Below are 26,134 nucleotides of genomic sequence, written 5' to 3' on the forward strand. Positions count from 1 at the left end.
CATGCACGGTCGGCGCCAACCCAAGAACCCGCATGCCGAGGCCGAGCAGTTCCGCCGCCGGGCGGTGCTGGGGTTTGTGATGGTGGTGATCTGCCTGGTCGGCCTGGGCGGGTGGTATTTCAAGCTGCAGGTGCTCGACCACGAGGTCTACGCCACCCGCTCGGAAGCCAACCGCATCAAGCCCAAACCGGTGGTGCCCGGGCGCGGCATGATCTACGACCGCACCGGTCGGTTGCTGGCCGAAAACGTGCCGGCGTTCCGGCTGGACGTGACCCCGGACAAGGTCGCCGACATGGGCGCCATGCTGGCCGCGCTGGGCAAGGTGATCCCGATCGCGCCGGAGGATCTGGAGCGCTTCAACCGTGAGCGCCGCGCGCGCCGCAGCTTCCTGCCGGTCACCCTCAAACTGCGCATGAGCGATGAAGAGATGGCGCGCTTTGCGGTGGAGCGCTGGCGCTTCCCCGGCGTGGAGCTGGAGCCGTATCTGACCCGGCGCTACCCGTATGGGCCGTTGTTCGCGCACATCATCGGCTACGTCGGCCGCATCGACGAAAAAGATCTGGCGGTGCTGGGCGAGGGCAACGCTGCGCTCACCCATATGGGCAAGTCCGGCCTGGAGCGCTATTACGAACAGGACCTGCGCGGGCAGGTCGGCTACGAGCAGGTCGAGACCAACGTGCAGGGGCGGGCGATCCGCACCGTCGGCCGGGTCGCGCCGCAGTCGGGTGCGGATCTGCGGCTGTCGGTGGATGCCGATCTGCAGCGCGCAATGGTGGCGGCGTTCGGCGAACACGAAGGTGCAGCCATTGCGATGGACCCGCGCACCGGCGAGATCCTGGGCATGGTCAGCCTGCCCAGCTACAACCCCAATCTGTTCGTCAACGGCATCTCGCATACCGATTTCAAGATGCTCAACGACAACCCGTCGCGTCCGCAGTTCAACCGGCTGGTGCTCGGTGGCGTGGCGCCGGGCTCCACGCTCAAGCCGCTGATCGCCCTGGCCGGCCTGGATAGCGGCCTGCGCCGGCCGGAAGACCGGGTGTTGTCCACCGGCATGTTCTATCTGCCCGGCGTCAGCCGCGGCTGGGGCGACTCGCACCGTGGCGGCCACGGCTGGACCGATCTGCGCAAATCCATCGCCCAGTCGGTCAATACCTACTACTACCGCCTGGCGGTGGACATGGGGGTCGAGCGCTTCGACCATTACATGGGCGGATACGGCTTCGGGGCGCCCACCGGGGTGGATCTGTTGGGCGAAATCGGCGGCATTCTGCCGTCGCCGGCCTACAAGTACAAGAGCCGCAAGGAGCGTTGGTACCCCGGCGACACCGTCAACATCGCCATTGGCCAGGGCGACTGGAAGGTGACTCCGTTACAGCTGGTGCGCGGCGTCTCGGCGATCGCCAGCGGCCTGCTGCTGCGCCCGCATCTGGTGCTGGAAGAACGCACCGGCTTCGATCACCCCTGGCAGCCGATGATCCAGCCGCCGGGCAAGCCGGTCAGCCCGAATCCGGCGCATCTGCAGGTGGTGCGCGAGGGCATGATGGACACCATGCGCCCGGGCGGTACCGGCTACGCCATCACGCCCGGCGCGCCCTACCAGATGGCCGGCAAGACCGGCACCGCGCAGGTGGTCAGCCGCAAGGGCGTGGCCGCCGTGGACCCGCGCAGCCTGCCGATGCACCTGCGCCACCGTGGTCTGTTCGTCGGCTTTGCGCCGGCCGACAACCCGGTCATTGCGGTGGCGGTGGCGGTGGAGGGCGGTGGTTTTGGTACCAGCTCGGCAGCGCCGATTGCGCGCAAGATTTTCGACGCCTGGCTGCTGGGCAAGATGCCTGCGGGCATCCTGCCGCTGGACAGCGAACTCGGCATGACCGCCGTTGGCGTCAACCAGTTCGAAGCCGGCGCCACCGATGCACGTGCGGCCGGCGATGCGGCTGCCGCCACGCTGGAAGAATTGCCGGTGGTGATCGGCCAGGCCGCCGTTGCGCTGGATCCCAGCACGCCCGCGCAGCCGGTGATACCGGATGTGCCGGATGCGGTGCAGGAGACCGATCATTGAGTGACATCCTGCGCTGGTTGGCGGACATGGCCGCGCGTTTTACGCGCAGCCTGGACTGGGTGCTGTGCCTGGCGCTGGGCGCGTTGATGGTGATCGGCCTGTCGGTGCTCAAGAGCGCCGGCGGCACGGCCAACGGCGATCATCTGGTGATGGCGCAAGGCATCCGCTTCGTCATCGGCGTGGCCGCGATGTGGGGCATCTCGCGCATGTCGGTGCTGCGCCTGCGCGCCTGGACCCCGTGGGTGTATGGCTTGTCGATGCTGCCGCTGCTGGCGGTGTTCGCGCTAGGCACCGGCAAATACGGCCGGCAGTGGCTGGATCTGAAAGTGTTCTATCTGCAGCCGGCCGAGCTGCTCAAGATCAGCCTGCCGATGATGGCGGCCTGGTATCTGCACCGCATGCCGTTGCCGCCGCGTATCTCCACCGTGTTGGTCACCTGCATGATCATCGGCGTGCCCACCGCGTTGATCATGTTGCAGCCGGACTTCGGGACCGGCGTGCTGATCGCCGCCAGCGGCGTGTTCGTGCTGCTGCTGGCCGGCCTGCCGTGGTGGTGGGTAGCCGTGGGTCTGGGCGGCGTGGCGGCGGCGGCGCCGATCGCCTGGTTCTGGCTGCTGCGGCCGTACCAGAAGGACCGCATCATGATGTTCCTCAACCCCGAGAACGACGCGCTCGGCGCCGGCTGGAACATCATCCAGTCCAAGATCGCGATTGGCTCTGGCGGGTTGGATGGCAAGGGCTGGGGGTTGGGCTCGCAATCGCATCTGAACTTCATTCCCGAACAGACCACCGACTTTGCGTTCTCGGTGCTCAGCGAAGAATTCGGCTGGATCGGCGTGGCCACCGTACTGACGCTGTATCTCATCGTCATCGGCCGCTGCCTGTGGATCGCCTCGCAGGCGCGCGACACCTATTCGCGCCTGGTCGCTGGCGCCACCGGTCTGGCGTTCTTCGTCTACGTGCTGGTCAACGGCGGCATGATCTCCGGCCTGCTGCCGGTGGTCGGCGTGCCCATGCCCTTGATGAGTTACGGCGGCACCTCGGCGGTGTCGTTGCTGGCCGGATTGGGCCTGGTGATGGCAGTGAAGGCGCACCGGCCGGTGCACGGGTACTGACGCATAGCGTCATGCCGTTGGCGCGTTGCATCGCGTCAACCCACGCGCAAGCGGCATGCTCCGCATTGCAACGCCGACTGATGCGACACGCGTGTGTCACCGCGTCGGCAATGTAGCGATGGCATCGCGTTTTTGCGCGCTGCGTTGCAATGACGACACCTCGACGTAGGGTGGCTTCGCTCGGGCGGCATCCGGTTCGCTCGCGTTCTGCATGTGCGATGTGTGCTCCGTAGAGTCCGCTATGCCGCTGCAGTGATGGCGGCCGCGTCGCGTTGCCTATGCAGGCGCGCGCCATTCCTCTTTCGGGTGCCTGTTTCCATGAAATTGCTAACCGCCGCCATCGGCGGTGTTTGTCTGATGCTTGCCACGCAGGCCAGCGCTGTCACCTTCGCCACGGGCGATGCCCGCGCTGTCGCGCAACCGGCAATTCCGCCCACGTGTCCGCCCTCCTTGAAGGCCGGCCTGACGCCGAGCGGGCGTCAATTCGATGATGCATTGGAGCGCTCGCCGCCTGATACCAAGACCATCCAGGCCGCGCTCAATGCCTGTAAAAACGGCAGCGTGCTGTTGACCAGCGGCAGTGGCAACGCGTTTCTGACTGGCCCGCTGACCATTCCCAGTGGCGTCACGCTGGTGGTCGACCAGGGCGTCACCTTGTACGGCTCACGCAATCCGGCCGACTACGGCAGCGGCTGCGGCGTGGCCGGTTCCAAGAGTGGCGGCTGTGCGCCGCTGATCAGCGTCAAGGGCGCCAAGTCGGGCGTCATGGGCATCCGCATCGGCGGGCGTCAGGGCACCATCGATGGCCGCGGCGATCTGACCATGCTGGGCAAGAGCACCACCTGGTGGCAATTGGGCGAAGACGCCAAGGCGGCCGGCCTGGTGCAGAACAGCCCGGATCTGATCAAGGTGCAGAATTCAACGGCGTTTACGCTGTACGACATCAATCTGATCAACGCGGCGTACTTCCATTTCTTCGCGCATATCGTTGATGGCCTGACCATCTGGGGCGTGCGGGTGAAGTCACCGGCCACCAGTCCCAACACCGATGGCCTGGATCTGGACAGCGTGGTCAATGCCACTCTCCACGACAACGATGTGATGGGCGGCGACGATTGCGTGGCGATCAAGACCATCGCTTCCAAGTCGGCCAACATCACCGTGCGCAATACGCGTTGCTACGGCACGCATGGCATCTCCATCGGCAGCGAAGTGATGTCTGGCGTCAGCAATGTGCTGGTCGACAACAACGCGCTGGTGTCCACCGACGATGCAGGCAATCGCAGCACCGACAACAACGGGTTGCGCATCAAGACCAGCATCGTCAAGGGTGGGCCGGTCAGCCTGGTTACGTATCGCAACACGTGCCTCTACGGCGTGACCAGCCCGCTGGTGATCAACCCGTTCTATGCCGGCGGGAGCAGCGGCACCAAACCGACCTTCCACGACATCGTCGTCGACGGGCTGCGCAGTGCGAACGATGCCGGCGGCAAGGGCTGGATTCTGCGTGGCTACGATGCGCAGACGCGGCTTGATCTGGTGCTGGCCAACGTGGCGACCAGCAACACATCGGTCAATGCGAGCAACGCGCAGATCGGGCTGAGCAACAGCGCGCTGACTCCGACCGGGAGCGGTGTCACCACTGCGCCGGTGCAAGTCGGCGGCGGCATACCGACCTGCTCGAGCGCACCGCACTTCCCGGCGCTGTGAGGCTACAGGCGCGGCCGATCCTAGCGGCCGCGCCTGGTTTTCTGCCACGGCTGCTCAGTCGATGCAGCCGCCTGGCAGTGGGCTTTGATGTCCCATGAGCTGCCAAGCCGGCTAGCTGTCTTCGGTTCTTTCCAAGGGGGCAACGGCCGCCTTCGCGTCACTGACATCAGCGCGGCGATCTCGCCCGCGATCAGCTGATCGCAATCACCGTCGAGCACCCAGTTGTTAGCGCGGCACCCACATGCCAGTGGTGCATATCGCGCTAGCGCGCCCTGTGGCCGGACTCCCGCTCCTGCCAGCCGCCGCTCCCAATCCCGATTCCCCAGCCACCAAACTGCCCCACCTGCTGCGGCAGACCTTGACTTTGGCTAAAGTCTTTTCGTTTCATGGTCTTATTGCCAGAAGTTCATCTGATGTCTGTTACCCTCGGCCGATGATTCGACGCACTCTGACCTGCCTGCTCACCCTCGGCCTTGTCGCCTGCGCGACCCAGCCCAGCCCTCCGTCCCCGCCGCCGGCTGCCAGTGCGCCTCCGGCCAAGCCGCCCGTGGCTCCGGTCGCGCCTGCAAGTGCCGCCGCCGAAGCGCCTGCACTACCGCCGGTCGATCTGACTCCGGTGCCGTTCGAGATCGCACGTGCCAACTTCGTGCGCGACACCGCCGCCAAATACGGCATCGACGCCGCACAGATCGAAGCGGTGCTGGCGCAAGCGCAATTCAAGGACGCCATCGTCACCGCGATGTCGCGCCCGGCCGAGCGGGTCAAGCCATGGAACGAATACCGGCCGATGTTCATCACCCAGGCACGCATCGATGGGGGCCGCAAATTCCTGGCCGAGCACCGCGCCGAGCTGAGCAAGGTCGAAGCCGCCACCGGCGTGCCGGCGCAGGTGATCGTGGCCATCATCGGGGTGGAAACCAGTTACGGCAGCAATGCCGGCAAGTACCGCGTGTTGGATGCGCTGTACACGCTGGCGTTCCGCTACCCGCGCAGCGGCGACCCGGCCAAGCTCGAGCGCGAAGTGCGTCGCGAGCTGTTTTTCCGCGATGAACTCGGCCAATTGTTCGCGCTCGGCAAGGAAGAGCAACTCGACGTCACCAGCCTGATCGGCAGCTACGCCGGCGCGATGGGCATGGGCCAGTTCATGCCTTCCAGCTACCGCCAGTTCGGTGTCGATGGCGATGCGGATGGCAAGCGCAATCTGTTCACCGATTACAACGACGTGTTCGCCTCGATCGCCAATTACTTCGTCAAGAAGGGCGGCTGGGTGCGCGGCGGTGAAGTCGCCGTGCCGGCCACGCTGGCTGCCGGCCGCGAAGAATTCAATCCCACCGACTGGTCGCCGGTGTACACGCTGGCCGATCTGTCTGCGCGCGGGTATCACCCTGGCGCGCCGGTGGTGGCGGGTAGCACCGCCACGCCGATCAGCCTGGACGACGCCAACGGCAAGCAGTACTGGCTGGGCTTCCAGAACTTCTACGCGATCACCCGATACAACATTTCCAAGATGTATGCGATGGCCGTGTTCCAGTTGTCCGAGGCCATCGCCGGCAAGGAGTTACCCCCGGCATGAACAGCATGACAGGCCCCAAGTGGCTGATCCCGATGGCGCTGATGCTCGGCCTGGCGGCCTGTAGCAGCGCACCGAAGAAAAGCGTCGCTGCCAAGGGCGGCGGCGCCATCAAGGGCGTCAAGATCGACGGCAAGGGGCCGGCGTACGTCGCCACCGGATGCCCGTCGACCTCGCCGTATGCGGCCGCCAAGGAAGACCCGTCCACGCGCGGCGACTACACCGCCGGCGGCCTGTACAAACCCGGCGTCAAGGACACCACGCCCGACCACGTGCCCAACGTGGCCTGCATCCCCGAACCGCTGGTCACCAACGAGCCGCGCTCGGCGGTCGGCAATCGCTCGCCCTATGAAGTGCTGGGCAAGCGTTACGTGGTGATGGACGACCCGGGCGACTATGTCGAACGCGGCACCGCCTCGTATTACGGCAGCAAATTCCATGGCCGGCTCACCTCCAACAAGGAGGTCTACGACATGTACGCCTTCACCGCTGCGCACAAGACGTTGCCGCTGCCCAGTTTCGCGCTGGTGACCAATACCGACACCGGCGATTCGGTGGTGGTGCGCGTCAACGACCGCGGCCCGTTTCACGATGGCCGCGTGATCGACCTCAGCTACGCCGCCGCGGTCAAGCTCGGCATCACCGGCAGAGGCACCGGCAATGTCGAAGTGCGCGGGCTGACCGAAGCCGATAACGGCAACCTGCTGGCCAAGCGCAATCGTGGCCAGGTGCCGGTCACGACGGCGGTTGCCACCGCGCGGCCGGCGTCGGGCAGCAGCCAGATCGATGGTCTGGTGCAGCGTCTGCCCACGCGCACGGTTCCGCCGCGCACGGTGACGACAGGCGCGGGCACAGCGGTTGTCACGTCTGCAGTAGCGATTGCTGCAGCACCGGTCACTGCGGCCGGCGAGCGTTGGCGCTATCGCGTGGCCGATTCGCGCCAGCCCGGCAATGCCGACAACTTCGATGCCTGGATGAAGACGCAGGGCGTGCGTGTGGCCACCGGCAAGCCTGCCGCTGCCGTGCAGCGACCGACCGGCGCGACAACCACAGCTGCCGCCGCACCGGTCGCCGTTGCCGTGGTCAAGGCATCGGAAAGCGTGGCTGCGCGTCCGCTCAAGCCCGATCCGATGCCGGCCAAGGCACCCAGCGTGGCCGAGGCTGCGCTGGGCGACATCCTGTTGCAGGTCGCCAGCTTCGCCAGCCGCGAAAATGCCAACCGCGCGCTGTCGCAGCTGGCCTCGGCCGGTATCGCCGGTGCCAGCGTCAGCGACATCGTCAGCGGTGGCCGCACCCTGTGGCGCTTGCGCGTCAACGCACGCGACCACGCAAACGCATCGGAGATTTCCCAGCGGATTGCCGGCCTGGGCTTTGGACGTCCGCAGATCGTCGCCAACTGAGCACAGACCGTTATGCCGTGGTTAGCCGCCATCCAGCGAGCGGGTCTGATACACGGCGCTTGCGTCCAACCGCGCGACAGCGTGGTTCCGCTAGGCGCGCTGCGGCGTCGGTGCGGCGCGCGTCCCGCGCGGTACGCCAGCAGTCACGCTGAACTGTGGAGGCGCGCCGGTCCCTGCGCGCGTCGCTTGAATCTTCATCGCACCTTACAATTTCGTATTACCCAGCCTTCGGGCCCGTCAGGAGTCGTTCTTCAATGAAATTCCGCTTCGCCGCCGCTGCCGTGGCCACGTTCGCCTTCGGCCTGGTCTGCGCCCAGACACCTGCGCCGCAGCCGACTCCCGCTGTGGCTGCCGCGCCGGCTGCACTGCCGGTTCCGCCCGCACCCGCGCCGGCCGTGTCCAAATCCTGGATCCTGATGGACTACGCCACCGGGCAGGTGCTCGCCGGCGACAACATCCATCAGCAGTTGGCACCGGCCAGCATCACCAAGGTGATGACGTCCTACGTGGTGGCCGCGGAAATCAAGAACGGCAAGGTCAAGCGCGACGACCAGGTCATGATGAGCGAGCGCGCCTGGCGCGAGGGCGGCGCCGGCACCGATGGCAGCTATAGCGGCTTCCCGGTCAACCAGACCGCGCGTCTGGAAGACATGGAAAAGGGCATGGCCATCCAGTCCGGCAACGATGCCGCGATTGCGCTGGCCGAGCATGTGGCCGGTAGCGAAGAAGCCTTCGCCTCGCTGATGAACAGCTACGCCGCCAAGATCGGCATGAAGAATTCGTACTTCGTCAATGCGCATGGGTTGAGTGCCGAAGGCCATCATTCCACCGCCTACGACCTGGCGATGCTGGGCCGCGCGATGGTGCGCGATTACCCGGAAACCTACGCCTACAACAAGATCAAGGAATTCCAGGTCGGCACCATCAAGCAGAGCAACCGTAACCGGCTGCTGTGGCGCGACCCGGCGGTGGACGGCATCAAGACCGGCCACACCTCCGAGGCCGGCTACTGCCTGCTGAGCTCGGCCAAGCGCGGCGACCAGCGCCTGATCGCGGTGGTCATGGGCGACACCTCTGAAGAACAACGCGCCACTGACAGCCTGGCTCTGCTCAACTGGGGGTTCCGCTTCTTCGAAACCCACAGCCTGTACGCGCCCGGCAAGGTCGTGACCAAGCAGAAGGTCTGGAAGGGCGAGCAGGACGAAGTGCAGCTGGGCGTGGCGCAGCCATTGCTGGTCAGCCTGCAACGCGGCCGCTACAACGACCTCAAGCCCAGCATGGACGTGGCCAAGAATCTCGAAGCGCCCATCAAGAAGGGCCAGCAGGTCGGCACCGTGAAGGTCAGCCTCGACGGCAAGATCATCGCCCAGGCCCCGCTGGTCGCCATCAACGCGGTGGAGGAGGGCGGCTTCTTCAAGCGCCTCTGGGATTCGTTCTGGATGTGGTGGGAATCGGAATAAGTGCAGCAAAAAGCCGGCGAAAGCCGGCTTTTTGTTTCTGGGATTAGGGATTTGGCATTCGGGATTCGCAACAGCCAGAGCAGATGCAACGCAACCGCAGCCGCTCGGACTAATCCCAATCCTGACTCCCTAATCCCTGACCAGACGCATCTGCTTAAACGAGAAGCTGGCTATGTGGATGCGGCAGCAATCCGAATGGTTCAACCAAAAAAGCTGGCTTTTTGTTGGCGGTGATTAGGGATTCGAGATTGGCAAGAGCAAAAGCAGGTGCAAATCCCCAGCGGCCCGCTTCGGCGAATCCCCAGTCCCAACTCTCCAATCCCCGCTCTCGATCAGGCTGCCGACCATCGCAAAGCCCCAGCAGCCCGCTCTAACGAATCCCCAATCCCGACTCCCCAATCCCAGCCCTCAAAGCATCCGACTGATCGTGAAGCTGCCGTACACCGGGGTTTCGCGTTGGGTCTCGAATTCGCGGGTGCGGTGGTAGCGGGCGAGGGCGAACTTCCACCGGCCGTACATCACGGCCAGGCCGTAGCCGACATCGCCCACGAACGGGCGCTTGTCCACGCTGTGGCTGTTGCGGAAGGTGTTGCCGTCCAGGGTGATATCGCGGATCACCCAGCGCGCGTCGGTGGTCACGAACAGATGGCTCGACCAGCCACTGGAACGTCCCAGCCGGCTCGGCGCAGTGTTTTCGCCCGCCGGGCGGGTGGGGGTGCTGCCGAAGTCGTCCGGCAGTTTCCAGCCAAAACGCGCTTCGCCACCGGCGTTCAGATGCGTGGCCATGTTGCCGACCGCCCCGCCCCAGTGCGAGATGAAATCCCAACCGAATCCATCGGCGTTGCCGCTGGCATCGGCCGGCCACCGGCGCATACGTTCGTGCACCAGATTGATCAGCGGCTCGTTATGCAGCTGATTGTCCCAACCCTGGAATTTCTCGTCGCCCAGCGCATCGTGGATCGCATCCTGCGCCTCCTCGGCAAGGGCCCACGGGCCGACCACGCCAATCTGCAGCTGCGTGGTCCGCAGGTGCGCATCGTTGCGCGCGTTGTAGCCGAAGCTCGCCAACAGGATGCCCGCATACGGGCGGTCCTCCGGGATCACGTCGCGACGGGTGTAATCGGTCGGCGTAAAGATTGCCTGGCCGATCGAAAACACCATGTTCTGCTGATCGAACTCGCCTGGGTGCAGCCGCTCCAGGTAGCTGTTGACCCAGCGCGCGGTGCGCGGCAGGCACGGGTCGTCGGTGTAGTCGACCAGGTTGGGCGAGACCAGCGTCAGCACCGCACCGTTGGAATATCCCTGGTCCTGGTCCTCCCCGCCGAACAAATCGTTGTCGACCCGGAAATTGACCGCTGGCGGCGTGCGCCCCAGTCGGCTGGAATCGCACTGATCCGCAGCGATGGCCGGCATCGACAGCCCGGTGAGAGAGAGCAGCAAGGCAGCAGACAACGCGCGCGGTCGGAGCATGGAAGGCCTGGGGGAGTAGGAGGGACGGGATGGTGCAAAGGTGCCTGCGCCAGCGGCTGCGCCGCGTGAACGTACCGGTCATGATGCCCCGAGGGCTGCACTTGGGCGACGCTATCCCAGGCAGCGGTCCGTTCTGTCTGAGACATGCCGACACTGCGACCTGGTAGCGATGAAAAGCGCGCGCGAATAGCATATGATCCGCCCCCGGGGAAAGAAGCCCCAAGGAACGGCGGCCCTCACAGGCCATTTCATCACCAACGGATCGCGTTCGCCGACGGCAGCGCAGGTGTCAGGGGGAATAAACATGAGCAAGACGATTTCTGTGAGCGCAGCTGTACTGTCCGGCGTGCTGGGCATTGCATTGGCTAGCGTCAGCGCGCCGGCATCGGCCGGCTTCAAGGATGCCTTCAAGGGCAAGGGCTCCGCGCAGGACCAACGCAAACAAGGCGTTGCGGAGATCCCGGTGTGCACCAAGCCGCTGGGCAGCCTGTCGGTCATCGAGCCGGAAGACGCAGTCAACTGGTGGACGGGGCAGCAGCTGCCGGCGCCATCCAAGTTGATCAAGGTGTTTGTCAACAAGTCACGCTGCTTCACCCTGGTGGACCGCGGCGCGGGCATGGCTGCATCGCAGCGCGAGCGCGAGATGGCGGCCAGTGGCGATCTGCGTGCGCGTTCCAACATCGGTAAAGGTCAGATCCGCGCGGCCGACTATGTGATGACGCCAGACCTCATTTCGCAGAACAGCAATGCTGGCGGCAGTGCGGTTGCAGGTTTGCTGGGCGGCCTGGTGGGCGGTAATGCAGGCGCTCTGGTGGGAGGGTTGAATTTCACCAAGAAGACTGCTGACGTAGCGCTGACCGTCACCGATGTGCGCTCCTCCGAACAGGTCGCCATGGCCGAAGGTAACGCCAAGAAGACCGACATGGGCTGGGGCGGGGCGGGCGGCCTGTTCACTGGCGGCGGTTTAGGCGCGGCTGGCGTTGGCGGTTATGCCAATACCGAAATTGGCCAGGTCATCACGCTGGCGTATCTGCAGGCCTATACCGACATCGTCACCCAGCTGGGCGGGCTGTCCGGCAATGCGGCGGCGTCCAACACCCAGCAGGCGGTCACCGTGACCCGCGCAGGGCGTCTGTTGGCTAACGCCAAGGGCTCCGGCGCAGCAGTGCGCACGCTGGAGCCGGGCATGATGCTGTATCCCACCGGCACCAAGGAAGGCGTCATGTGGGAAGTCGAAGACGAGATGGGGAACCGTGGCTGGGTGTCGTCGGCCATGCTGGAACTGTCCAAGTAAGCACAGGCCTCGGCCGGATGTGTTCGGCTGTGTCAGAAAGTCAGGCGAGCGTTAAAAATCCAGGTGCGCCGCGCGCGCATCTGGCCTTCGGGCGCAGTCTGATTTAGCGGATGTCTCGCTTCGCTGTCGAACGCCATCGTTGAACAACCCCGCCAGTCGCTCACTGTCTGGCGGGACGAGCGGAGCCCGTGCCATGCACGTGGCTCCGCTTATCGTTTCGGGGAACGCACACTTGGGTTTGCCCTCCACCGGCCCGATAATGGGGCGATGGATATCAGCACCGACAACCCCGATCACGGCTTCCAGTTTCCCGGTACCTTCGAGCTCAGCGCTATGGGCGCAGCCGAGCGCGGTCTGGAAACCGAATTGCCACGTCTGCTCGCTGCCACCGGCGTGGAGCTGCTGCAGGAAAGCATCAGCTGGAAGCACTCTTCCAGCGGCAAATACGTCTCGGTCAAGATCGGCTTCCGTGCCGAGAGCCGGGAGCAGTTCGACGCGGCGCATCAGGCACTGCGCGATCACCCGGAAGTGAAGTGGACGCTTTAGCGGCCGAACCTGCGGTGCTCGCTGCCTCGATCCCGCCCGCACCGTTGCGCGACCTCGGGCAGCAGGACTATCTGCCGGTGTGGCGTGCAATGCAGCGTTTCACCGATGCGCGTGACGTGCACACCGCCGACGAGGTGTGGGTGGTCGAACATGCGCCAGTGTTCACGCTGGGCCAGGCCGGCAAACCGGAGCACGTGCTGGCACCCGGCGACATTCCGGTGCTGCAGGTGGATCGTGGCGGTCAGGTGACCTATCACGGCCCTGGCCAGCTGGTGGTCTATCCGCTGCTGGATCTGCGCCGGCTCAAGATTGGCGTGCGCGATTACGTGTGCAAGATCGAGCAGGCACTGATCGACACGCTGGACGAGTGGAATATCGTGGCCGAACGCCGCGATGGCGCGCCGGGCGTGTACGTCGGTGACGCCAAGATTGCCGCGCTTGGTATCCGGGTGCGGCGCGGCTGCACCTTCCATGGGTTGTCGTTCAACGTGGCCATGGACCTGGAGCCGTTCCACCGCATCAACCCGTGCGGCTACGAGGGCCTGCAGGTGACCTCGGTGCTAGACTTGGGCGGCCCCTCAGGGATGAACGCCGTCAAGGCAGTGCTGCTCGATCAGCTGGCCCGCCAGTTCGGCCTGACGCTGCACCCCGCCTCCGCAATGCCCGACCTTTCGCTTCCGGCCTGAGCGCCCGTACCGTCATGACCCAGCCTATCGCCCGTTCCATCCCCTTGCAGGTCGTCTCCGGCGACACCGCCGCGCCTGCGCCGCTGCAGACCGGCGTCAAGCAGATCGGTGGCGACAAGATCAACCGCTCGCCGGTGCAGTTTGTGGACGCGCCGGTACTGCGTAAACCGTCGTGGATCCGCGTGCGGATTCCGTCCGGCAACGCGGTGCAGAACCTCAAGGCCAAGTTGCGCGAGAACCGTCTGGTCACGGTGTGCGAAGAGGCCAGCTGCCCGAACATCCACGAGTGCTTCAGCCATGGCACCGCGACCTTCATGATTCTGGGCGAGGTGTGCACGCGGCGGTGCTCGTTCTGCGATGTGGCGCACGGCCGGCCCAAGCCGCCGGACGCCAGCGAGCCGGCAAGCCTGGCCACCACGGTTGCCGATATGGGCCTGAAGTATGTGGTGGTGACCAGCGTTGACCGCGACGATCTGCGCGACGGCGGTGCCCAGCATTTTGTGGACTGCATCACGGCCATCCGGGCCAGTTCGCCCAAGACCCGTATCGAGATCCTGACCCCGGATTTCCGCGGCAAGGGCCGCATGGACCGTGCGCTGGAAATTCTGGCGCTGAGCCCGCCGGACGTGTTCAACCACAACATCGAAACCGTGCCGGACCTGTATCCGAACGTGCGCCCCGGTGCGGATTACCAGTGGTCGCTGACGCTGCTGCAGCGCTTCAAGGCGCAGCATCCGTCCATCGCCACCAAGTCCGGCATCATGCTCGGCCTGGGCGAAACGATGGAGCAGGTGCAGGCCACCTTGCGCGATCTGCGTGCGCACGATGTGGACATGATCACGATCGGTCAGTACCTGCAGCCGACGCCGCACCATCACCCGGTGATGCGCTACTGGACGCCGGAGGAATACAAGGCGCTGGAAGACTACGGCAACGCACTGGGCTTCAGCCACGTGGCCTCCGGCCCGATGGTGCGCTCGTCGTATCACGCCGATCGGCAGGCTGCCGGCGCCGGCGTCGCTGCCTGAGCGACACCGGGCGCTCGACGCGCGCCCGGACAGCGCAGCAGGTGACCGCAACAGCACCCGAAGCTGCGAAGGCATCAGGGCGCTCGCTTGCGCGGGTGTTGCCCTAGCGGCCCCAGACAACTATTTCATCGCCGGCCCTGTGCATTGCACGGGGCCGTGTCGTTTCCGACTGCGGGGCTGCCAGCACAAGGTACGGCCGCGTTCACAATCCGATACAGGCCCGGCGCTAGGCTGATTCAGCCAGCGGATGACAACGCCAGCAACTTTGGGCACTGTCATGCTGTCTGATCCGTTCACCGCCTTTCTTTCGTCGGCCTTGTGCCGAGAGCCATTCGATGACCTACAACGTTTCTGCGTCCATGAAGGCCGGCCTGCTGGCGCTGGTGTTGACCACTCCGATGGCCTTGCTTGCACGCGCCGATACAGCGCTGCCGGCCGCCGCCACGCCCGATCAGGCGACGGCGACCAAACTTGTCTACGGCCTGCTGTCCGACAGTCGCTATGCCTACCGTCCGCGGACGCTGGACGAGGGGATGTCCAAGGACGTCTTCAAGCGCTATCTGGAATCGCTGGATGGCGGCAAACAGTTCTTTACCCAGGCCGATATCGATGGCTTTGCGCCGCTGCAGGCCGGCGTGGGCGACGCGTTGCGCGGCGGCAACCTGGAGCCGGCGTTTCAGGTGTTTGCGGTCTACAAAAAGCGCGTCGATCAGCGCGTCAAATACGCGCGCGACCTGCTCAAGCAGGACTTCGATTTCAACGGTAGCGACAAGTTCGAGTACGACCGCAAGGACGTGCCGTGGGCGTCGGACGACAAACAGCTGGATGTGCTGTGGCGGCAGTCGGTGATGAACGACTGGCTGCGTCTGAAGCTGGCCGGCAAGAAGCCTGATGAGATCCGAAAGACCCTGGACAAGCGCTATGCCGCGCTCGCCGATTCGGTGAAGCAGCTGACCGGCGAGAATGTGTTCCAGTCCTTCGTCAACGCGTACACCAACGCAGTCGACCCGCACACCGATTACTTCACCCCGCGCACTGCAGAGACGTTCAACCAGCAGATGTCGCTGTCGCTGGAAGGCATCGGCGCGCAACTGCAGAAGCAGGACGACATGGTGGTGATCCGCGAGGTGATCCCGGGTGGTCCGGCGGCGGTGGATGGCACGCTCAAGCCGGGCGATCGCATCGTCGGCGTGGGGCAGGCCAAGTCCGGCGCGATCGAAGATGTGATCGGCTGGCGCATCGACGATGTGGTGGCCAAGATCCGCGGCAGCAAGGATACCCAGGTGCGCCTGGAGTACATTCCGGCCGAGTCGGGCATCGACGGCAAGCACCGCATGGTGACCCTGACCCGTCAGAAGGTGCGTCTGGCCGAACAGGCGGCCAAGGGCGAGACGATCACCCTGCCGGCCAAGGGCAGCGAACCGGAACGTCGCATCGGCATCATCAAGCTGCCGGGCTTCTATCAGGATTTCGAAGGCCGCCGCCGTAACGCGACCGATTACGCGTCCGCAACGCGCGATGTCGCCAAGCTGCTGGCTGGCTTCAAGACCGACAAGGTCGACGGCGTGGTGCTGGACCTGCGCAACAACGGTGGCGGTTCGCTGGACGAAGCGATCGAGCTCACCGGCCTGTTCATCGAGCAGGGTCCGGTAGTGCAGGTGCGCGAATCCGGTGGCCGCGTGACCGTCAATGGCGACAGCAATCCCAAGGTCGCCTGGGATGGTCCGCTGGGCGTGTTGATCAACCGTGGCTCGGCCTCGGCATCGGAAATCTTTGCCGGTGCGATCCAGGATTACGGTCGCGGCCTGGTGATCGGCGAAACCAGCTTCGGCAAGGGCACCGTGCAGAACATCGTCGACCTGGACCGTTGGCCGGCTGCCGAAGGCCAGCGCTATGGACAGGTCAAGCTGACGATTGCGCAGTTCTTCCGTGTCAGCGGCTCCAGCACGCAGCACAAGGGCGTGGTGCCGGACATCGCGTTCCCGGCTAGCGTGGATGCCACCGAGTTCGGTGAAAGCACCTACGACAACGCGCTGCCGTGGACGCGTATCGCTGCCGCACCGCACACCCAGTACGGCAACTTCGCACCGCTGCTGCCCAAGTTGCAGACGCTGCACACTGCGCGCATCGCTACCGACAAGGAGTTCCAGTGGTGGGAAGAGGACGTCAAGCAGTTCCGCGACGAGAAGGCCAAGAAGTACATCTCGTTGAACGAAGCCGAGCGTGTTGCCGAGCGTCAGAAGCAGGACCAGCAGCGCAAGGATCGCCAGCAGGTGCGCAAGCAGCTGGGCTTGCCGCTCGATCCGCTTGCCGATGACAGCGATGACGGCCTGACCGGCAACGAGCGTGACATCGTCAAGGACACGGCACGCGAGAAGGCGGCGGAAAAGCGTCCCGATCCGCTGCTGCACGAATCTGCCGCGATTCTCGCCGATGCGCTGGGCCTGCTCGTGCAGGATCAGCCGCTGTCGGCGCAGGTGCTACCTCAGTCCACAGCGCCGGGACGTTGGGCTGACTGATCGTTCCCTGAGCACCTGGCGACAGCATTGGGTTGAAGTAAAGAACGCCACCGCACTGCGGTGGCGTTTTTGTTGGCCACCCCTTGCATATCGGGCACGGCACCGCAGGCGGGTTTGACAGCTGATCGATTGGCTGGCTACCGTGCCGGTGTGTCGTGCAACGCGTCATTGCCTCCGAGGTGGCTTTACGCCAATGCCTGCCAAACGCCTTGCAGGCCGAGCACCAGCAACGTGGCGAAAAAAAAGCGCCGAAACGTATCGGCGGAAATGCGATTGCGCACCCAGGCGCCCAGCCACATGCCGATGGCGGTGGGCAGCAGCGCCCACATCGACGGAGCGATCGCCGTGCCGGGAAGCGCGCCGTGCCAGGCAAGGGCACTGGCCAGCGCCAGCGTCGCCACTCCGAAGCACCAGCCAAGAGACCGGATCAACAGCTCGCGCGGCAGTTGCAGTGCGGTGAGGTAGGGCAGCGATGGCAGCACGAACACCCCGGTGGCGCCACTCAACAGACCGGTGGATAGTCCGGCCAACGGTCCTGCCCAGCGTTCGTGATGCGCCTGCATCGTCCAGTGTCGGCGCGCCAGCCCAAGCAAGGCATACAGCGCCAGCAGCACGCCCAACCCGGCGCGGACTAGAGTGGGATCAGCGCCTGTCAGCACCCCCGCGCTCAGCCAGGTACCGAGTGTCACGGTTGCCAGCAATGGCCACAGACGTCGCAGCAGGGTTGGCGTGTCTGGCCCCCAGGCTTGCTGCACATTCGTCACAAGCGAAGGCAGTGCGAGTAATGCCGCTGCCTCGGCAGGCGTCAGCCAAAGACCCAGCAGCCCCATTGCAACAGTCGGCAAGCCCATCCCGGCCACGCCCTTGACCCAGCCAGCCAGCAAAAAAATGCCTGCGATCAGATACCAGTGGGAGTGCAAGGTCTGCATGCAGGCAAGGATCCGGGCGTGTTTTGCGCCACACAATGCGTGATTGTTTGATGCAGGCTTCGGTTGAGGCGAAGGCTGAGGCATAAGATGCCCACCGTAGAAGGATCAATGGGCTGGCCGGCTTCGTCGGCGGCGAGTGCACTTCGATTGACGTACACGTGCTTGGGGAGCGGTCATGCATCTGGAATTTGTGGATTTACGGTTGTTCATTGCGGTGGTCGAGGCGGGCAGCATCACTGCCGGTGCGCAGCGCGCGGCGTTGTCGTTGGCGGCTGCCAGCGCACGGATTCGCGCGCTGGAGGTGCAAGTGGGCGCCGCCCTGCTGGAACGCGGGCGCCGCGGTGTCAGCCTGACCCCGGCCGGTGGCGTGTTGCTGCGGCACGCACGGCAATTGCAACGCCAGACCGAGGCGTTGCAGCTGGAGCTGGGCGGCTATGGCGGCGGCGGGCAGGTGACGCTGCGGCTGGCGGCCAATACTGCGGCGCTGTCGGCATGGCTGCCCGAACGGCTGGCGGAGTTTCTCATCGCACATCCACAGCTGGATCTGGCGCTGACCGAGCAGGGGAGCGACGAGGCGGCCGATGCGGTGCGCGAGGAGCGCGCCGACATCGCCGTGGTCGCAGGCCATGCCGACGTAAGTGGGCTGCAGGTGCTGCCGTTCCGTGAGGATCGGCTGGTGCTGGTGATGGCTGCCACTCATCCACTGGCCGGCGCCTCGACGTTGCGATTGAGCGAACTCGCGGGAATGGACATGCTGGGGCTGGCTGGCGACAGCGCATTGCAACGGCATCTGCGCGTGCAAATGAACCGGGCCGGCGCGCAGGTGCGCATGCGTGCAAAGGTACAAGGGATCGACGCGTTGTGCCGCATGCTCGCGCAAGGCATGGGCATGGCAATTCTTCCGAACGCCGCAGTGCAGCGCTCATGCGTGCGCGATCAGCTGGGCACGGTGCCCTTGGATGAAGCCTGGGCACCTCGGCAACTTTCGATCGTGCTGCCTCACGCGTCTGCGTCGTCGCCCATCCTGCAAGCGCTGGTCGATTGTCTGCAACGCGACTGACCTGCGTACCGTCAGACAGGCCGGCATCGTGACAGTGTCACCTTGCCGGCGCGATCAACGCGGCCAGGCGAATTCGGCCAACACCGGGTAGTGGTCCGACGGCAGGACACCGCCAGGACGTGCGTCCAGCGTGGTGAAGCGTGTCGGTGTCAGACCGCGAAACAGGATCCAGTCGATGCGCCGAGTCGGGCGGGTGCTGAAGTCCTGGAACGTCTTTTCGGGGCCTTGCGGCGTCGCCACGCTGGCGCGTGCGTCTTTAAGCGTTGCGGTGAGCGTGCGGTAGGTGCCCTGATCGGGATTGCTGTTGAAATCGCCGGTCAGCACCACCGGAACATCTGCCGGCAAGCTTGCGATACGCGACAGGATCATGCGCGCACCTTGTTCGCGCGCTGCCTCATCCTGGTCGCGGTGCGGCAGATGGGTGTTCAACAGATAAAAACGGTGCTTGTCGCTGCGGCGCTCGAACAAGGCCCAGGTGACCATGCGCGGCAGGTCGGTGTTCCAGCTGCTGCTGCCGGGCACGTCGGGGGTGTCGGACAGCCAGAAATCGCCCGATTCCACGACCGACAGCGCGTGGCTATCGTAGAACACGCCCATATGCTCATCGCTGCCATCGGCGCGGCGGCCCTTGCCGAACCAGCGGTAAGCAGGCAACTGCGACGCCAGATACTGCGCCTGATCCTGCACCAACTCCTGGGTGCCGAAGACATCGGGATGGGTGTGCTTGATCAGCTCGACCATGGCCGTGCGTCGTACCGACCAGCGCTTGTCGCCGTCGGTGTCTACCGGCACACGCACGTTGAACGACATCACCCGCAATGGCGCAGGTGCAGGTGCAGCCCATGCAGACAGCGTCATGCACAGCAGGGCGATGACAGCGAGCAATGGCCGAGAGACAGCGCGAAGGGACTGCTGTGGCATGCGATGGATTCCGGAATGGCCAGCCGCCAAGTCTAGTCCGCGTGCATGACATAGTGTGTCGGCGCGCGATTGAACAAACACGCTTGACGCGGCCATCTATCGGCGTAGCATTTGCAGCAAGCCAGCGGAGAGACCGCTGACTGACCACTCAACCGTGAGGGATTCTCATGGCAGCACAGTACGACTATCTTGTGTTTATCGGGCGTTTCGAGCCCTTTCATAACGGCCACGCTGCCGTCGCCCGCCACGCGCTGGGCAAAGCGAGCAAGCTCATTGTGTTGATCGGCTCGGCCGACACACCACGCACCATCCGCAACCCCTGGACCGTTGCCGAACGCGCAGTGATGATCGAGTCCGCATTGCCGGGCGAGAGCGAGCGTTTGATCCTGCGTCCGTTGCGCGACCATCTGTATAACGAAAGCCTGTGGATTGCCGAAGTGCAGCGCCAGGTTGCCGAAGTGGTGCACGCCGATGGTGGCACGCTCGATGCGCGCATCGGCCTGATCGGCATGGACAAGGACGCCAGCAGTTATTACCTGCGTGAGTTTCCGCAGTGGCCGCTGGAAGACGTGCAACATACCGCCACGTTGTCGGCCACCGAGTTGCGCCGTTATCTGTTCGAGGCTGGCGACATCGGTTTTCATGGCGGGTTGCTGATGCTACGCGGCAATGTGCCGGCGCCGGTGTACGAGATGCTGGAAGCGTTCCGCCGCAATTCGCCCAGCTACGCGCAACTGGTGGCGGAATACCGCTTCATCGAGCAGTACCGCGCGGCCTGGAAGGATGCGCCGTATGCACCGACCTTCGTGACCACCGATGCAGTGGTGGTGCATTCCGGGCACGTGCTGCTGGTGCGGCGGCGCGCCGAGCCGGGCAAGGGGTTATGGGCACTGCCGGGCGGTTTCGTTGCCCAGGAAGAAGGGCTGCTGGACAGCTGCTTGCGCGAGCTGCGCGAGGAAACACGGCTCAAGGTCCCTGTGCCGGTGCTCAAGGGTTCGTTGCGCGGACGCCAGGTCTTCGATCACCCCGAGCGCAGCCTGCGCGGGCGCACCATTACCCACGCATTCCATTTCGAATTTCCGGCCGGTGAGTTGCCCGCGGTGCGCGGTGGCGACGATGCCGACAAGGCGCGCTGGATTCCGATTGCCGAAGTCATGGCGATGGGCCCGCGCCTGTACGAAGACCACCTGCATATTCTTGAATTCTTCCTGGGTCGTGGCTGAGCGCGACGTCATCGCCTGCGTGCCGCTGCCGACCGGCGTCGGTCACGTCGATGCGTCTTGCTTGAATCACGACCTCCCACCGGCGGACAGACCGCTGGTTTTCCCGACGCGAAGGAGCTTCCGTCATGCATTACCTCGATAACCTGCTGCTCAATACCGATAGCTACAAGGCCAGCCACTGGCTGCAGTATCCGCCCGGCACCGATGCCTCGTTTTTCTATGTCGAATCGCGCGGCGGCGTGTACGACCAGACCGTGTTCTTCGGTCTGCAGTCGATCCTGAAAGAAGCCATCAACCGTCCGGTGACCCACGCCGACATCGACGATGCCAAGGCCTTGCTGGCCGCGCATGGCGAGCCGTTCAACGAAGTCGGCTGGCGCGATATCGTCGACCGCCTTGGCGGGCAGTTGCCGATCCGTATCCGTGCGGTGCCCGAAGGTGAGGTGGTGCCGACGCACAACGTGTTGATGACGATCGAATCCACCGACGCCAAGGCGTTCTGGGTGCCGTCGTATCTGGAAACCTTGTTGCTGCGCGTGTGGTACCCGGTGACGGTGGCCACGGTGAGCTGGCAGGTGAAGCAGATCGTGCGCGATTACCTGGAGCGCACCAGCGACGATCCAGAAGGCCAGTTGCCTTTCAAACTGCACGACTTTGGTGCGCGCGGTGTGTCCAGTCTGGGCTCGGCGGCCCTCGGTGGCGCCGCGCATCTGGTGAACTTCCTCGGCACCGATACCCTGTCTGCCTTGCTGCTGGCACGCGCGCATTACCACACGCCGGTTGCGGGGTTTTCGATTCCCGCCGCCGAACACAGCACCATCACCAGTTGGGGCCGCGAGCGCGAGGTGGATGCGTACCGCAACATGCTCACGCAATTCGCGCACCCGGGTTCCATCGTGGCCGTGGTGTCCGACAGCTACGACATCTATCGCGCCATTCGCGAGCATTGGGGCACCACCTTGCGGGAAGAGATCATCGCCTCCGGCGCGACGGTGGTGATCCGCCCCGATTCCGGCGACCCGGTGGATGTGGTCGAACAGTGCCTGCTATTGCTGGACGAGGCCTTTGGGCATCAGGTCAACGGCAAGGGCTACAAGGTGCTCAACCATGTGCGCGTGATCCAGGGTGACGGCATCAATCCGCAGTCGTTGCGCGCCATTCTGGAGCGCATCACTGCAGCCGGTTATGCCGCCGACAACGTCGCCTTCGGTATGGGTGGTGCATTGCTGCAGAAGGTGGACCGCGATACGCAGAAGTTTGCGTTGAAGTGCTCGGCAGTGCGTGTAGATGGGCAGTGGATCGACGTCTACAAGGACCCGATCACCGACCAGGGCAAGCAGAGCAAGCGCGGCCGGCTGACCCTGCTGCGCGACCGTCGCGATGGCAGTTACCGCAGTGCGTTGCTCGACGAGGTAGCCGCCAGCACCGACAGCGACGATGCGTTGGTGACGGTGTGGGAAAACGGCGCGATGCAGCAGGAATGGACGTTGCAGCAGGTACGCGAGCGTGCCGATGCCGCCCGGCGCTGACGGGTTGCACGCAGGCATGCCGATGCCCGCTTCCATCGATGCTGTGCCGCTGCTGCCTGCCTCACCGCTGTTGGCGCAGTTGCGCGCCACGGCGCCCAACCTGCAGCGGCGCGTGCCGCTGCAGGACGACAGCAACCGATGGCATGCGTTGCAGATCGGCGCACGCCGCTATCGGGTTGCGCTGCCGATCACGTTGACGCCGTACGCCTCGGTGCGGCCCTGTTCGGCGCGTTGTGGGTTTTGTTCGGAGAATCTGCGGCAGCACGCGGGCGGTCTGGCGGGGTCGATGCTGCGTCCGGGCCCGGACTATTTCGCGCAGTTGCGCAGCGCACTGCAGCTGCTGCATGCGGTGCCGTTGTCGTATTCGCTGTCGGGCCTGGAAATGACCGACGACGCGCAGTGGCTGCTGACCTTGCTGCACACCTTGGCGACCACGCCCAATGGCCCGCGCGTCGAGCAGCGCGTGCTGTACAGCAATGGTGCAGGCCTGGCGCGAGCGCACGCTGAGCGTCTGCTCGATGCGCTGGTCGATTTCGGCGTGTCCTGGATCGAGCTGTCGCGTCACCACCCGTTGCAGGCGCATAACGACGCGATCATGCGCTTCCGCGCGGACGAGCCCATCGCCGATGCCACGACGTTCGTGCAGACCGCACGTCGCATTGCTGCACGTCTGCCGGTGCGGCTGGTGTGCATCGTGCAACGGGGCGGGGTGTGCAGCGCCGAGGAGATCGCGCGGTATATCGCGTGGGCGCGCAGCTGCGGCGCAGGTCAGGTGATCTTCCGCGAGTTGTCGCGGCTGGATGATGCGTATCGCAACAACGGCACGTTGCGTTACATCGAGCAGCACCGCATCGGTGTGGAGCATCTGCTGGCCGAGTGCATGCAGCAGCCGTGGTGGTCGCGTTGGCAGCTGGACGGCATGACGGAAGGGTATTACTTCTGGAATGTGCGGATGCGCAGCGACGATGGCATGCAAGTAGTGTTCGAAAGCGCCGATTACGCGGCGATGCACGCGCGCCATGCCACCGGCGATGTGTACAAGCTGGTGTTCTTCGCCAACGGCCGGTTGTGCGCGGGATGGGACCCGGATGCCGATGTGCTATGGGACGCAGCAGATGGATGAGTTCGATCAGCGCAGCTGGTGGACGCCGGCAGCCGATGATGCGGCCTGGGCACTCCCCGACGACCTGCGTGCGCGCGACCCGCTCAACGGGCGCGACTGTGGTTGGGTCAATCAGATGCGGCCGTTCGTGCGCCATTTCAGCCAGCCGGGCGAGCAGGTGTTCGACCCGTTCTGCGGGTTCGGCAGTACGTTGCTGGCTGCGGCCATTGAAGGCCGCAACGCGCACGGCATGGAGATCGACGAGGCGCGTGCGCAGCTGGCACGCACGCGGCTGCAACGGCACGGCGTGGATGCGCCGATCGTGGTCGGTAGCCTGGTGCAGACCGCGCCGGCTGCGCCGATCGATCTGTGCCTGACCAACGTGCCGTATTTCGGTTGCCAGTGGCGCGGTGCGTCCGTGGCTGGGCAGCTGTATGCCAGCGCCGACTACGCGGGGTATCTGGCAGGCATACGCGCGGTGTTTCACGCGTTGCGGCGGCAGTTGCGTCCGGGCGCATTCGGCGTGGCCATGGTCGAGAATGTGCGTGTGGGCGGGCACATGATCCCGCAGGCCTGGGAGTTGGGCCGGATCCTCGGCAGCCTGTTCACACTGCATGACGAGCGGGTGTTGTGTTATTCGCGTGCTGCGGCTGGGTTGGACCATGCAGGCACCGCCAGCAATCGCAGCCACGAGTACGCGCTGATCTTTCAGCACTGCCGCGCCCGCTTGGATGTACAGCAGGCGGCGCAGCTGCTGCAGGCCGTGCAGGCGCTTGGCGTGCCGGTGGTAGTGCACGGCAGTTATGCGCGTTGGCTGCAATCGCCTGCGCTGGTGCCGCAAGGCCCGGCGGATCTGGACCTGATGCTGCGCGCCGAGCAGCCGCTGTGGGACCGCCTGACCAGCTGGCTGCAGGTGCAGGGTTTCAATCTGAGCCTGTGGGGCGAGCCCTGTCGCGCGCCGGTGGCGCTGGCAACGGTACGTGCGCATCACTACCTGCGCGCCGAGCGGATCGGTGCCGATGGCAGCCGCCTGCAGGTCGACCTGCAACTGCCAGCGGATGAACCGCCGATGCCCTGAGCCGGCAACACGACGCCGCGCGCACATCGGTTGCAGCTATGCTTTGCCCGGTTTTGGATGCCGGAGTCTTCTCATGTCGTGTACTTCCCTGATCGCGCGTGGCGCGCTGCTTGGCGCGTTGGCAACCTTGGTGGGCTGCGGCGGCAGCAAGGGCGACACCATGCTGATGCGCGAGTCGTTCAATTCCGACGATACGTATTCGCGCAGCGTGGCGGCCAGCTCGCCACAGGCCTGCGAAGCCGCACGGCGCGTGCTGTTGAGTCAGGGCTACGCCGTGACGCGTGCCGATGCCGCGGCGGTGGAAGGCAGCAAGAACTTCCAGCTGAAGGAAGCCGACCAGAGCGAGCAGCTCAATCTACGGATTTCCTGCGCCACGCAGGACGGTGGCAAGGCGCAGATCTTCGTCAGCGCGCTGCAGGATCGATACGCATTGAAGAAGAGCTCCACCTCGGCCAGCGTGGGTGTGGGCGTGCTCGGCTCGTTGTCGTTGCCGGTGGGTAGCAGTGGCGACTCGCTGGTGCGCGTGTCCAGCACCACGGTGCAGGACGCGGCCTTCTACAAGCGCTTTTTCGAACGACTGAACTCCTATCTGCCCAAGGTGACCGAAGCGGCGCCTGCTGCTGCCGCCGCGATGCCTGCGCCGGTACCGGCAGCCCCGCACCCGCCGGCGGCACCAGCCGCACCGCCCGCCGCGGCGCCGACACCGGCGGTCAGCGCGCCTGGTGCGCCAACCGCTGCAGCACCGAGCCCAACCACGGTCGAGCAGCCGCCCGTCGCACCGTTGCCGGTCGAAGCGCAGGACCCGCCACCAGCGCCGGCCAACGTGCCGCAGAGTGGACCCGCCACTCAACCGTGACGCGCGATTCACGCACCGCTCCAAAGCCTGAATAGAGGGTTTTGCGCTTCACGTTGTGTTCTCGACCCAGTGGCCAGAGTGCAGCCATGGCTCGCCGAATGGGCGAGAACGATGGAGACGTACGATGAAAATGCGCAATTCCCTGATGGGTATGTCCCTGATCGCTCTGATGGCGACGAGCACCTTCGCGCAAGCGCAGAACTACTCGCAGCACCGTTACACCACGGCAGACGAAGGCCGCAGGTTCAATGACGGTACGCGCGTGCGCTGCAAGAACGTCGAGGTGCAGAAGAATTCCACCGACCCGAATCGCATCGGCGGCACGCTTGCCGGCGCAGCCATCGGCGGTCTGCTTGGTAACCAGGTTGGCGGCGGTAACGGCAAGAAGCTCGCCACCGTGGCAGGCGCGGTTGCCGGTGGCGCGGCAGGCCGCACCATCTAGGGCAACCGCCAGCAAGCTAACGGCAATCGCCAGGTCGAGCGCGTCTGCGAACGTCGCTGAGCGTGATGCAGTGAATGTCATGAGCCCCGGTCCTGCCGGGGCTTTGTTTTGGTCCAGGAGCAGCGCTGTGCTGC

21 protein-coding genes are annotated in these 26,134 nt (G+C 65.0%); 18 read left to right on the plus strand and 3 right to left on the minus strand.

Annotated elements, in window-relative coordinates; genetic code table 11:
• The first annotated feature begins 1 nt into the window (after window position 1).
• The 6 genes from mrdA (at window position 2) to VC212_RS04545 (ending at window position 9,317) form a co-directional block, all read left to right on the plus strand.
• Entirely contained in the window at window positions 2-2,062 is a 2,061-nt protein-coding gene (mrdA, locus tag VC212_RS04520) for a penicillin-binding protein 2 (RefSeq protein ID WP_055850609.1), read from the plus strand.
• Window positions 2,059-3,177, plus strand: coding sequence for a rod shape-determining protein RodA (rodA, locus tag VC212_RS04525; protein ID WP_055850614.1), 1,119 nt, complete (start codon window positions 2,059-2,061; stop codon window positions 3,175-3,177). Before mrdA ends, rodA begins: the two co-directional genes overlap by 4 nt.
• Window positions 3,178-3,495: 318 nt before the next feature.
• Window positions 3,496-4,887, plus strand: a complete 1,392-nt coding sequence (locus VC212_RS04530; RefSeq protein ID WP_055850617.1) for a glycosyl hydrolase family 28 protein — start codon at window positions 3,496-3,498, stop codon at window positions 4,885-4,887.
• Window positions 4,888-5,320: 433 nt separating this feature from the next.
• Window positions 5,321-6,460 (plus strand): lytic murein transglycosylase B, encoded by a 1,140-nt coding sequence (gene mltB, locus VC212_RS04535; protein WP_055850620.1) that lies wholly within the window; start codon window positions 5,321-5,323, stop codon window positions 6,458-6,460.
• Window positions 6,457-7,857, plus strand: coding sequence for a septal ring lytic transglycosylase RlpA family protein (locus VC212_RS04540; protein WP_055850623.1), 1,401 nt, complete (start codon window positions 6,457-6,459; stop codon window positions 7,855-7,857). Before mltB ends, VC212_RS04540 begins: the two co-directional genes overlap by 4 nt.
• Window positions 7,858-8,111: 254 nt before the next feature.
• The gene (locus VC212_RS04545; RefSeq protein ID WP_055850627.1) at window positions 8,112-9,317 is read left to right on the plus strand and encodes a D-alanyl-D-alanine carboxypeptidase family protein; all 1,206 of its coding nucleotides are present in this window, start codon (window positions 8,112-8,114) and stop codon (window positions 9,315-9,317) included.
• 408 nt (window positions 9,318-9,725) lie between these two features.
• Here VC212_RS04545 and VC212_RS04550 read toward each other — a convergent pair whose 3' ends face one another.
• The gene (locus VC212_RS04550) at window positions 9,726-10,787 is read right to left on the minus strand and encodes a lipid A deacylase LpxR family protein (protein WP_055850630.1); all 1,062 of its coding nucleotides are present in this window, start codon (window positions 10,785-10,787) and stop codon (window positions 9,726-9,728) included.
• Window positions 10,788-11,091: 304 nt separating this feature from the next.
• Between VC212_RS04550 and VC212_RS04555 the strand changes: the two genes are divergently transcribed.
• From VC212_RS04555 to VC212_RS04575, 5 genes are all read left to right on the plus strand, one after another.
• Window positions 11,092-12,081, plus strand: coding sequence for a CsgG/HfaB family protein (locus VC212_RS04555; protein WP_055850633.1), 990 nt, complete (start codon window positions 11,092-11,094; stop codon window positions 12,079-12,081).
• Between the two features lie 267 nt (window positions 12,082-12,348).
• Window positions 12,349-12,627 (plus strand): YbeD family protein, encoded by a 279-nt coding sequence (locus VC212_RS04560; protein WP_055850635.1) that lies wholly within the window; start codon window positions 12,349-12,351, stop codon window positions 12,625-12,627.
• Window positions 12,615-13,313, plus strand: coding sequence for a lipoyl(octanoyl) transferase LipB (gene lipB / locus VC212_RS04565; RefSeq protein ID WP_055850636.1), 699 nt, complete (start codon window positions 12,615-12,617; stop codon window positions 13,311-13,313). The genes VC212_RS04560 and lipB overlap by 13 nt, the downstream gene beginning before the upstream one ends.
• Window positions 13,314-13,327: 14 nt before the next feature.
• A complete protein-coding gene (gene lipA, locus VC212_RS04570) occupies window positions 13,328-14,341 on the plus strand; it encodes a lipoyl synthase (protein ID WP_055850638.1) in 1,014 nt (337 codons plus the stop codon).
• A 359-nt stretch (window positions 14,342-14,700) separates the two neighbouring features.
• A complete protein-coding gene (locus VC212_RS04575; protein ID WP_193552426.1) occupies window positions 14,701-16,860 on the plus strand; it encodes a carboxy terminal-processing peptidase in 2,160 nt (719 codons plus the stop codon).
• A 185-nt stretch (window positions 16,861-17,045) separates the two neighbouring features.
• On the opposite strand, the gene VC212_RS04580 is transcribed toward VC212_RS04575, so the two are convergent.
• Window positions 17,046-17,789 carry a sulfite exporter TauE/SafE family protein gene (locus VC212_RS04580; RefSeq protein WP_323514345.1) on the minus strand — a complete coding sequence of 248 codons (744 nt, stop codon included), beginning with the start codon at window positions 17,787-17,789 and terminating at the stop codon, window positions 17,046-17,048.
• Between the two features lie 175 nt (window positions 17,790-17,964).
• Here VC212_RS04580 and VC212_RS04585 point away from each other — a divergent pair, with 175 nt between their 5' ends.
• Complete coding sequence (locus tag VC212_RS04585; protein WP_115512601.1) at window positions 17,965-18,849, plus strand: LysR substrate-binding domain-containing protein; 885 nt, start codon at window positions 17,965-17,967, stop codon at window positions 18,847-18,849.
• Between the two features lie 54 nt (window positions 18,850-18,903).
• Here VC212_RS04585 and VC212_RS04590 read toward each other — a convergent pair whose 3' ends face one another.
• Entirely contained in the window at window positions 18,904-19,770 is an 867-nt protein-coding gene (locus VC212_RS04590; protein ID WP_323514344.1) for an endonuclease/exonuclease/phosphatase family protein, read from the minus strand.
• A gap of 167 nt (window positions 19,771-19,937) precedes the next feature.
• Between VC212_RS04590 and VC212_RS04595 the strand changes: the two genes are divergently transcribed.
• The 6 genes from VC212_RS04595 (at window position 19,938) to VC212_RS04620 (ending at window position 26,000) form a co-directional block, all read left to right on the plus strand.
• On the plus strand, window positions 19,938-20,993 hold the full coding sequence (locus VC212_RS04595) for a bifunctional nicotinamide-nucleotide adenylyltransferase/Nudix hydroxylase (protein WP_055850650.1): 1,056 nt from the start codon (window positions 19,938-19,940) through the stop codon (window positions 20,991-20,993).
• Between the two features lie 125 nt (window positions 20,994-21,118).
• Window positions 21,119-22,522: a nicotinate phosphoribosyltransferase gene (locus tag VC212_RS04600; RefSeq protein WP_055850652.1), complete on the plus strand. Its 1,404-nt coding sequence runs from the start codon at window positions 21,119-21,121 to the stop codon at window positions 22,520-22,522.
• Window positions 22,523-22,544: 22 nt separating this feature from the next.
• Entirely contained in the window at window positions 22,545-23,645 is a 1,101-nt protein-coding gene (locus VC212_RS04605; protein WP_055851390.1) for a hypothetical protein, read from the plus strand.
• Window positions 23,638-24,702 carry a DNA methyltransferase gene (locus VC212_RS04610; protein ID WP_055850655.1) on the plus strand — a complete coding sequence of 355 codons (1,065 nt, stop codon included), beginning with the start codon at window positions 23,638-23,640 and terminating at the stop codon, window positions 24,700-24,702. Before VC212_RS04605 ends, VC212_RS04610 begins: the two co-directional genes overlap by 8 nt.
• 73 nt (window positions 24,703-24,775) lie before the next feature.
• Entirely contained in the window at window positions 24,776-25,558 is a 783-nt protein-coding gene (locus tag VC212_RS04615; protein WP_055850657.1) for a DUF2242 domain-containing protein, read from the plus strand.
• 124 nt (window positions 25,559-25,682) lie between these two features.
• Window positions 25,683-26,000, plus strand: a complete 318-nt coding sequence (locus tag VC212_RS04620) for a glycine zipper 2TM domain-containing protein (RefSeq protein WP_323514343.1) — start codon at window positions 25,683-25,685, stop codon at window positions 25,998-26,000.
• The last annotated feature ends 134 nt before the right edge of the window (window positions 26,001-26,134 follow it).

The organism is Xanthomonas sp. WHRI 8932A, from assembly GCF_035012785.1.
GTDB lineage: Bacteria > Pseudomonadota > Gammaproteobacteria > Xanthomonadales > Xanthomonadaceae > Xanthomonas.

Excerpts from the sequence above, each read along its gene's own strand:
- mrdA (WP_055850609.1), top strand. The coding sequence starts at position 2 with ATGCACGGTCGGCGCCAACCCAAGAACCCGCATGCCGAGGCCGAGCAG.
- VC212_RS04600 (WP_055850652.1), top strand. The coding sequence starts at position 21,119 with ATGCATTACCTCGATAACCTGCTGCTCAATACCGATAGCTACAAGGCC.
- VC212_RS04585 (WP_115512601.1), top strand. The coding sequence starts at position 17,965 with ATGCATCTGGAATTTGTGGATTTACGGTTGTTCATTGCGGTGGTCGAG.
- VC212_RS04540 (WP_055850623.1), top strand. The coding sequence starts at position 6,457 with ATGAACAGCATGACAGGCCCCAAGTGGCTGATCCCGATGGCGCTGATG.
- lipA (WP_055850638.1), top strand. The coding sequence starts at position 13,328 with ATGACCCAGCCTATCGCCCGTTCCATCCCCTTGCAGGTCGTCTCCGGC.
- VC212_RS04615 (WP_055850657.1), top strand. The coding sequence starts at position 24,776 with ATGTCGTGTACTTCCCTGATCGCGCGTGGCGCGCTGCTTGGCGCGTTG.
- VC212_RS04575 (WP_193552426.1), top strand. The coding sequence starts at position 14,701 with ATGAAGGCCGGCCTGCTGGCGCTGGTGTTGACCACTCCGATGGCCTTG.
- VC212_RS04605 (WP_055851390.1), top strand. The coding sequence starts at position 22,545 with ATGCCCGCTTCCATCGATGCTGTGCCGCTGCTGCCTGCCTCACCGCTG.
- mltB (WP_055850620.1), top strand. The coding sequence starts at position 5,321 with ATGATTCGACGCACTCTGACCTGCCTGCTCACCCTCGGCCTTGTCGCC.
- VC212_RS04595 (WP_055850650.1), top strand. The coding sequence starts at position 19,938 with ATGGCAGCACAGTACGACTATCTTGTGTTTATCGGGCGTTTCGAGCCC.
- VC212_RS04580 (WP_323514345.1), bottom strand. The coding sequence starts at position 17,789 with ATGCAGACCTTGCACTCCCACTGGTATCTGATCGCAGGCATTTTTTTG.
- VC212_RS04590 (WP_323514344.1), bottom strand. The coding sequence starts at position 19,770 with ATGCCACAGCAGTCCCTTCGCGCTGTCTCTCGGCCATTGCTCGCTGTC.
- VC212_RS04550 (WP_055850630.1), bottom strand. The coding sequence starts at position 10,787 with ATGCTCCGACCGCGCGCGTTGTCTGCTGCCTTGCTGCTCTCTCTCACC.
- VC212_RS04620 (WP_323514343.1), top strand. The coding sequence starts at position 25,683 with ATGAAAATGCGCAATTCCCTGATGGGTATGTCCCTGATCGCTCTGATG.
- VC212_RS04610 (WP_055850655.1), top strand. The coding sequence starts at position 23,638 with ATGGATGAGTTCGATCAGCGCAGCTGGTGGACGCCGGCAGCCGATGAT.
- VC212_RS04545 (WP_055850627.1), top strand. The coding sequence starts at position 8,112 with ATGAAATTCCGCTTCGCCGCCGCTGCCGTGGCCACGTTCGCCTTCGGC.
- VC212_RS04530 (WP_055850617.1), top strand. The coding sequence starts at position 3,496 with ATGAAATTGCTAACCGCCGCCATCGGCGGTGTTTGTCTGATGCTTGCC.
- VC212_RS04560 (WP_055850635.1), top strand. The coding sequence starts at position 12,349 with ATGGATATCAGCACCGACAACCCCGATCACGGCTTCCAGTTTCCCGGT.
- VC212_RS04555 (WP_055850633.1), top strand. The coding sequence starts at position 11,092 with ATGAGCAAGACGATTTCTGTGAGCGCAGCTGTACTGTCCGGCGTGCTG.